Origin of the sequence: Christensenella sp., assembly GCF_034927525.1 — a bacterium.
Classification (GTDB): Bacteria; Bacillota; Clostridia; order Christensenellales; family Christensenellaceae; genus Christensenella.
This window is the reverse complement of sequence record NZ_JAYFPU010000328.1, coordinates 1-7,192: the sequence shown is the minus strand read 5'-3', so window position 1 is coordinate 7,192 and position 7,192 is coordinate 1. Positions and strand designations below refer to the sequence as shown.

9 protein-coding genes are annotated in these 7,192 nt (G+C 51.2%); 6 read left to right on the top strand and 3 right to left on the bottom strand.

Annotation, left to right across the window (positions count from 1 at the left end):
* Nucleotides 1-17: 17 nt before the first annotated feature.
* Nucleotides 18-224: a hypothetical protein gene (locus VB081_RS13210; protein ID WP_323401247.1), complete on the bottom strand. Its 207-nt coding sequence runs from the start codon at nucleotides 222-224 to the stop codon at nucleotides 18-20.
* A gap of 35 nt (nucleotides 225-259) precedes the next feature.
* Complete coding sequence (locus tag VB081_RS13205; RefSeq protein WP_323401246.1) at nucleotides 260-1,330, bottom strand: diguanylate cyclase domain-containing protein; 1,071 nt, start codon at nucleotides 1,328-1,330, stop codon at nucleotides 260-262.
* A gap of 57 nt (nucleotides 1,331-1,387) precedes the next feature.
* Here VB081_RS13205 and VB081_RS13200 point away from each other — a divergent pair, with 57 nt between their 5' ends.
* From VB081_RS13200 to VB081_RS13175, 6 genes are all read left to right on the top strand, one after another.
* Nucleotides 1,388-2,140 (top strand): MBL fold metallo-hydrolase, encoded by a 753-nt coding sequence (locus tag VB081_RS13200; RefSeq protein ID WP_323401245.1) that lies wholly within the window; start codon nucleotides 1,388-1,390, stop codon nucleotides 2,138-2,140.
* A 114-nt stretch (nucleotides 2,141-2,254) separates the two neighbouring features.
* Nucleotides 2,255-2,860 (top strand): DUF4004 family protein, encoded by a 606-nt coding sequence (locus tag VB081_RS13195; protein ID WP_323401244.1) that lies wholly within the window; start codon nucleotides 2,255-2,257, stop codon nucleotides 2,858-2,860.
* A 10-nt stretch (nucleotides 2,861-2,870) separates the two neighbouring features.
* Nucleotides 2,871-3,506, top strand: a complete 636-nt coding sequence (locus VB081_RS13190; RefSeq protein WP_323401243.1) for a hypothetical protein — start codon at nucleotides 2,871-2,873, stop codon at nucleotides 3,504-3,506.
* Between the two features lie 212 nt (nucleotides 3,507-3,718).
* Nucleotides 3,719-5,041, top strand: coding sequence for a putative DNA modification/repair radical SAM protein (locus tag VB081_RS13185; protein ID WP_323401242.1), 1,323 nt, complete (start codon nucleotides 3,719-3,721; stop codon nucleotides 5,039-5,041).
* Nucleotides 5,020-5,805 (top strand): TIGR03915 family putative DNA repair protein, encoded by a 786-nt coding sequence (locus VB081_RS13180; protein WP_323401241.1) that lies wholly within the window; start codon nucleotides 5,020-5,022, stop codon nucleotides 5,803-5,805. Before VB081_RS13185 ends, VB081_RS13180 begins: the two co-directional genes overlap by 22 nt.
* Before the next feature lie 67 nt (nucleotides 5,806-5,872).
* Nucleotides 5,873-6,607 (top strand): MerR family transcriptional regulator, encoded by a 735-nt coding sequence (locus tag VB081_RS13175; RefSeq protein WP_323401240.1) that lies wholly within the window; start codon nucleotides 5,873-5,875, stop codon nucleotides 6,605-6,607.
* Here the strand turns inward: VB081_RS13175 and VB081_RS13170 are convergent.
* Nucleotides 6,600-7,192, bottom strand: a 593-nt coding sequence (locus VB081_RS13170) for an ABC transporter permease (RefSeq protein ID WP_323401239.1), incomplete at its 5' end; no start/stop codon positions are given. The two genes, VB081_RS13175 and VB081_RS13170, sit on opposite strands and share 8 nt — an antisense overlap.

Genomic DNA, 7,192 nt, shown 5'->3' with positions numbered 1-7,192 from the left:
ATTTGGTTTGGGAAATCCTAAAGGGATTCGTCTTCTTCCTCTGTGACGAATTGCCGCTCAAAGAACGGGTCGTCCTTGAGGGCGTGCAACTGCTCTTTGCTGAGCAGTGTGTTTGTTCCGAGGCATGCCGTACACCGCGCCGTGCAGGCAGGACAGATGCAGCCCATCTTCATATCCTCCGCGTGCGCCATATAAGCCCCGCACTCCGCGCATTCACAACGCATAGTTAAATACTCCTTATCAGTCAAAATAATGTATGTCAGACGCTGTGCGCCTTGATCTCGCTTTTGTTTTGGTACATCAGGCTGTCCGCCTGTTTGAGCACGTCGTCAATATTGTGATGCGGATGGTACTCCGCGATACCGCAGGCGAAGGAAATATCATGTCTGCCGGCTTCCTCACGCGCATCTTCTAAGTGAGACGCAAACTTTGCGCGATCCATATTCTTCGAAAGAATGGAAAATTCGTCCCCGCCGATGCGGTAAAGCGTCGCGCCCTTGGGTAAATGCCTGCTTACGATCTGTACAAATTTGATCAAAAAAACGTCGCCCGCATCATGTCCGTACAAGTCGTTGACCTGTTTGAAATCATTGATATCAAGGATCGCGATCAGGTAATGCGACCGTCCGCCCAGCCCTGCGAGCCTGCGTGAATAAGGAAGGCGGTTGTATGCGCCAGTGAGCGGATCGACAATAAAGCAATGGATGGTAAGCAGCAGGTAGTAAAGGATCAGCCCGAGCACCGAGCAATCCCACGCCAGAAAACGGTAACCGAGCGCAACTTCAAAAAACATGCACAGAACCAAAAAACCGATGATAGCAAACAAAAACATGCGTTCCATCCCTCTGCTTTTTGCATGCTTAGTTACGGGCTTGATGATCAAAAGCACAATATAAATGATTGCCGTGATGAATGGGACAAAGAAAAGAGGCCCGCGACCATAGGTGTTTTCTTCCGAAATAAAAAATATCAAATTGACAAAGATACTGATAAAGCAAAGTATTGCATTTGCAATCAAGGGGACATTATACCAAGGGCTGACCTTCTCGCGCTCAAAAATTTTAAGCAGCAGGAACGGGATGAGCGGACAAGCCGCAAAATTCAAAAATGAAGTGACGCGCCGCCATGCCCACATGCCGTCGTAGTCAAGTTTGGCAAATACATAATCGGCAGAGATTGCCGCTAGCATTACAAGGTTGATGATGGCGGCAATCATAAAAAGCCTTGTTTGCCGCTTGTCGAACAAGGGATTCATGCAGGCAAAAGCAAGCAACAATATTGCGCCTATGAAAGGGATCAAATTGGTGTTGATGATTAGATCAAGCGACATATTCAAAATCCCCCCAATGCTTTTTCCTTGAATTTATCGTATAATAAAAGAAGGTATTTGTCAAAGGAAAAGGGAAAGGAACAGAAGATATTGAAAGCACAGATTACATATCTTGATAACAGTGGTTTCGCAGTGAAAACAAGCGGTCATTTTTTGATCTTCGATTGCTGGAACATGAAGGCGACACAGGGAAAAAAGGGGCTTATGGGCGGCGCGGTCGATCCGGCAGAGCTTGCCGGCGAAAATGTAGTGGTGTTTGTGTCCCACGCTCATGGCGACCACTATAGCACAGGAATATTCAAATGGGCGGGCTACATCCCAAACATCCGCTATATCGTATCGGATGATGTGCGCGCGCCAAAAGAGGCATACGCCTTGAAACCACACGAGGCATACGACATCGACGGGATTCATATTAGAACACTGCGCTCCACAGACGAGGGCGTCGCATTTTTGGTGGAGGTGGACGGCCTTCATATCTACCACGCGGGAGACCTCAACTGGTGGCACTGGGAAGGCGAAGACCCGCGCTGGAACGCGAAGATGGGCGACGACTATAAGCGTGAGATCGATAGGCTCGCAAAAGAGAAAATCGATATCGCTTTTGTACCTGTAGACCCGCGCTTAGAACGCGACCAGCTTCGGGGCATTGCTTATTTCATGGAAACGGTGGACGCAAAGATGGTGATCCCCATGCACTACGGCAGGGACGCAACAAGCGCGGCGCATGCGCTTGAGGGAGCGCATATCCGGCATGCAGGACGCGTCATAAGCCCTATGCAGCGGGGACAGACGATCGGTTTTGAATAACAAAGAATGCGGACGGGCAACCGTTCGTATTTTTTTTGCTTGACTGCGTAACAATGTTATGTTATATTGTGATGTATAAAACGTAACAATGTTACACAGAAAGGAGCGACAACATTGAATCTGATATCAAAAAAAGACCTGTTGGCGCAGACGGGAATATCTTACGGGCAGCTTTACCGCTGGAAACGGCAGCGGCTGATCCCTGACGAATGGTTTGTGAAACAGTCTTCCTACACCGGGCAGGAGACCTTCTTCCCGCGGGAGCAGATACTAAGCCGGGTACAGTCTATCTTAGAGCTTAAGGACGGACACTCGATGGAGGAGCTGGCGCGCATGTTTTCGCCTGAGGAAGCGGGGACGACGATTTCCGTCGGGGAGCTGCGCGAGGTCGGAGAGATCAGCACAGAACTGCTCGATGTGCTGGAAGGCCATCAGGAAAGCTACGGCTTTTCGCAAGTTGCCCTCCTGGCGATACTATCACAGGCGGCAGAGATACCCGCAAAAGAACGCGCAGAGCTTTTCAAAGGCGGAGCGACGGCGCTGCACAGGGCAAAAATTGCAGGGCTTGTGTGTGTGATCTTTCAGGCACAAGCAAAATATCATATCGTATTTGCACAGGGAACACTGCTGTTTGGTGATGACATCACCGTTTTGGGAGCGTGGCCCATGGACGAATGGGCGGGAAAATTAAAAGTAAATCATAAGGATAAATGGAAATAGGGAGAAAGTTATGGATGTCAAAGGAAAGCATATGAGTGGGTTTACGATCAATGGCGTGGGAACGATCGACGGCGGGAAATTCGGCAGCTTGAAGATCGACGGCGTGGGAAAATGCACGGACGATATCGAGGTGGAAAGTATTGAGATCGACGGTACGTTCCAATGCGATGGAAATATAAAAGCGGGGCTCTTTGACTGCGACGGCATGGCAAAGCTCAAAGGAAACCTGGAGGCAAAGAAGCTTGACGTAGACGGCATGCTCACCGTGAAAAACGGAAGGGTCGAGGCAGAGGAGATACACTGCGACGGCATGATCGAAGTAAGCGGGGAAGTATCGGCGGATGTGATCGAGGCAAACGGCTATATCACCGCAGGTGAGATCGTAGGGGACAGGGTTTCTATCAAATCCAGAGGCAATGTGGTCGGGTTTGCGCTTGTCAAAATATTTAACAAAAAGAGCGAGATCAGCATGATCGAGGCGACGACTGTAGAGCTGGAAGGCGTTTGGGCTCATACGGTGAACGGCAGGGACATCACGATCGGGCCACGCTGCGAGATCAAAAACGTAGACTGCAACGGCGCGCTGTATATCGATGAAAAAGCAACGGTCGGCTCCATCACGGGGAATTACACCATGCGTAAATAAAAGTGCCAGTCAGATAAAACCGTCTTTTCGAAGGCGGTTTTTTGCATAAAGCGACAAGTATTTGTACTGCACTTCAAACAACAGACGCGCAGCGCGCCGTCTAACTCGTTCGTACAAGCACTTGACCGCTTTTATTAAATATTCTTATGTTGACCTGTTTTGGCACTGCCGTATGCTATACTGGTAAAACAAAGACGAAAGGCGTGTGCGGTATGGACATTTTTGGCAAGCTAGAGATCCTTGCGGATTCGGCAAAATACGACGTTGCGTGTACGTCGAGCGGCGTAGACAGGAAAGCAGGCCCGGGCGGCATCGGCAGCTCTGTCGCCTGCGGTATCTGCCACAGCTTCGCGGCGGACGGACGGTGTATTTCGCTGCTCAAGGTGCTGATGACCAACGTATGCGTATATGACTGCACATACTGCATCAACCGGGTTTCCAATGATGTGCCGCGCGCGATGTTCACGCCGCAAGAACTTGCAGACCTGACCATTCATTTTTACAAACGTAATTATATCGAAGGATTATTTTTGAGCTCAGGCGTTGTCAAAAGCGCGGATTATACGTGTGAGCTGATGATCGAGACGCTGCGCATTTTACGTGAGGACTACAAGTTTTACGGCTACATCCACGCCAAGGCGATCCCCGGCGCGTCGCCCGACCTGCTCGAGCGGCTGGGTATGCTGGCGGACAGGATGAGCGTCAACATCGAAATGCCATCGGGAGACAGTCTGAAGCTGCTCGCGCCCAACAAAACAAAGGACGCGGTGCTAAAGCCAATGGAATTTATCCGCGACCGCAAGAGGGAAAACAAGCAAGAAATCACAGTATATAAGCATGCGCCCAAATTCGTGCCCGCGGGGCAAAGCACACAGATGATCGTCGGCGCGTCGCCCGAAACGGACTTCCAGATCCTGAACCTCACAGAGGGCTTATATAAAAAATACCAGTTGAAGCGCGTGTTTTTTTCCGCCTATATCCCCGTGGTGGAAAACACCCTGCTGCCCTCGCTTGATACCAAGCCGCCGTTGCTGCGTGAGCATAGATTATATCAGGCGGACTGGCTGCTGCGGTACTACCAGTTTACCGCAAGTGAGATACTGGACGAAAAAAATCCGAATTTCAACCCGTTCATCGATCCAAAATGCAATTGGGCGCTGCATAATATGGACCGCTTCCCCATAGAGGTCAACCGCGCGCCTTACGAGGAGCTGTTGCGCGTGCCGGGCGTCGGCGTACGCAGCGCAAAGCGCATCTTGTACGCGCGCCGCGCATGCTCACTGAATTTCGACGGGCTCAAAAAGCTGGGCGTTGTATTGAAGCGCGCGAAATACTTCCTTACCTGCGGCGGAAAAATGCACGATGGCACACGCTTTACGCAGGAGGACGTGCTCATTTCCATGATGTCCAAAAAGACGCTTGCGCAATACAAGCTAAGCCCGTATTGCCCCAATGGCAGCAAGCAGCTTTCGCTGTTTGAGCAAAGCGGACTATTGGGGGAGGAGATGCAGAAATGCCTGACGGGACAGTTGTAAATTACCGCTACGACGGGAGCTTTGACGGGCTTCTTACCTGCGTGTTCGAAAGCTTTGAGAAAAAAGAGATTCCGCAGGAGATCAACGGGCCGGACGCAGGGCAGATGAGCCTGTTTGCGGAAAAGGAGATATTGACGGACGAGGAAAAGGCAAAGCGCGTGCTTGTGTCCATTCCCAAAAAGATCAATGCAGAGGCGCTTTCCTTCATCCGGCGCGCCTACCTCACGTGCTTGCCGGGGAAAGAGCGATATATCCTTTTGTTCCTGCACAAGGGCTTCCGCATGGGCGCAAAGGTCATGCGGCTGTTATCGGACGACGTGGTGAACGTACTTTTTAAGGCGGTGAAGCGCCTCGGGAACGAGACGCACCTCTTAAAGGAATTCATCCGCTTTTCCGTATATGATCAGGTGCTTGCGGCGCAAATTACGCCGAAAAATTTTGTGTTGCCGTTTTTGGGGCAGCATTTTGTGGAGCGTTTCCCCAACGAGGCGTTTTTAATTTATGATACGACGCACCAGATGGCGCTCACCTACGAAAAAGGGAGCATCCGGATCAATCCGGTCGAAAATTTCAATATGCCCGCCCCCAGCGAGGAGGAACGCCAGTTTCGCAGACTGTGGAAAATGTTTTATGATACGATCGCCATCAAGGAACGTGAAAATCCGCGCTGCCGCATGAGCATGATGCCCAAGCGCTACTGGGTCAATATGACAGAGTTCGCGGTCGAAACAGACCCTGCCATGCTGCTGCCCATCAAAATCTAAAAAAATTTTACTTGACCCTGACGTTATGTCATAGTATAGGATAAGAATATACCAAAGGAGGCGCGGCATGAAAACAGTACATGAGGTTTCGCAATGCGCGGGGATCAGCGTGCGCACGCTGCACTATTACGACCAGATCGGTCTGCTATTTCCCAGCGAAGTAACGGACGCGGGCTATCGGCTGTATGACGATACGGCGATCAGCCGCCTGCAGCAGATCATGTTTTACCGCGAGCTTGGTTTTGCCCTTAAGGATATCCGGGGCATTCTCGCAAGCGACTCCTTTGACGAGGCAGACGCGCTCACAAAGCACCGCAAGCTGCTTTTGATGAAGCGCGAGCGCTTGGATGCGCTCATCGGCCTTGTAGACCGTATACTGAAAGGAGAAAAAACAATGAGCTTTACAGAATTTGATGAAACACAGATAGAAGCGCAGCGCAGGGCATACGCCAAAGAGGCGCGTGAGCGCTGGGGGAATACCGACGCATATGCGCAAAGCGAACAGAAGACGGCACAGTACTCAAAGCAGCAGTGGAAAACGATCCATAATGAAGCTGCGGAAATCTACCGGCAGTTTGCAAGCCATATGGACGAAGGTGCGGGCAGCGAAGGGGCGCAGCAGGCAGTCAGGCAGTGGCAGGCGTATATTACAAAGTACTTTTATACCTGCACAAACGACATCTTAGCGGGATTAGGGCAGATGTACACGGCGGACGAACGTTTCGCAAAAAACATCGACGCGCACGCCCCCGGTCTTGCCGCCTTTATGAGCGAGGCAATCAGGATCTATTGTCTCAGCTGATCTTGCGTTTGTTTTTCCAGATGCTTGCAAAGAGGAACGCGCAGGCGATCACGCCAAGCAGAAGGAAGGACAACAGCAGCGGTGTGAAATCATAGCTTCCACCCTGCCAGAAGCCCGCAAAATCGCGGCTGATATAGGTCATGGGCAAAGCGTTGGCCACGGCCTGCAAGCCTTCGGGCAGGCGGTCGACGCTTACGCCCATCATGCCGCAGATCACCATAAAACCAAAATATAAGGTCATTGTGATACCATAGGTGGGGCCGAACTTTCCGGTCAGGGAGGCGATCGCGTGTGCCAGCACGAACAAAATGACAGCAAGGACGTAAAGCGCGGCGATCAGGATCAGCGCGGAGGAAAGCTGCGGCACCTGAATATCAAGCAAAAGATAGTCCGCAACAGTATAGATCGCGAGGGCGATTGTCATGAAGATCAGGTTGGCAATCATTTTTGCGCCCAGCATGCTTTGTTCGCGAAAGCCGAACAGGCGGAAGCGCAGCGGCACCTCGTTTTCCAATTCCTGCGAATAGTTTGCCGCATAGCCGATCAGCAGCGTCGCCAGCGGAATGATCAGGCTCATGGTGATGA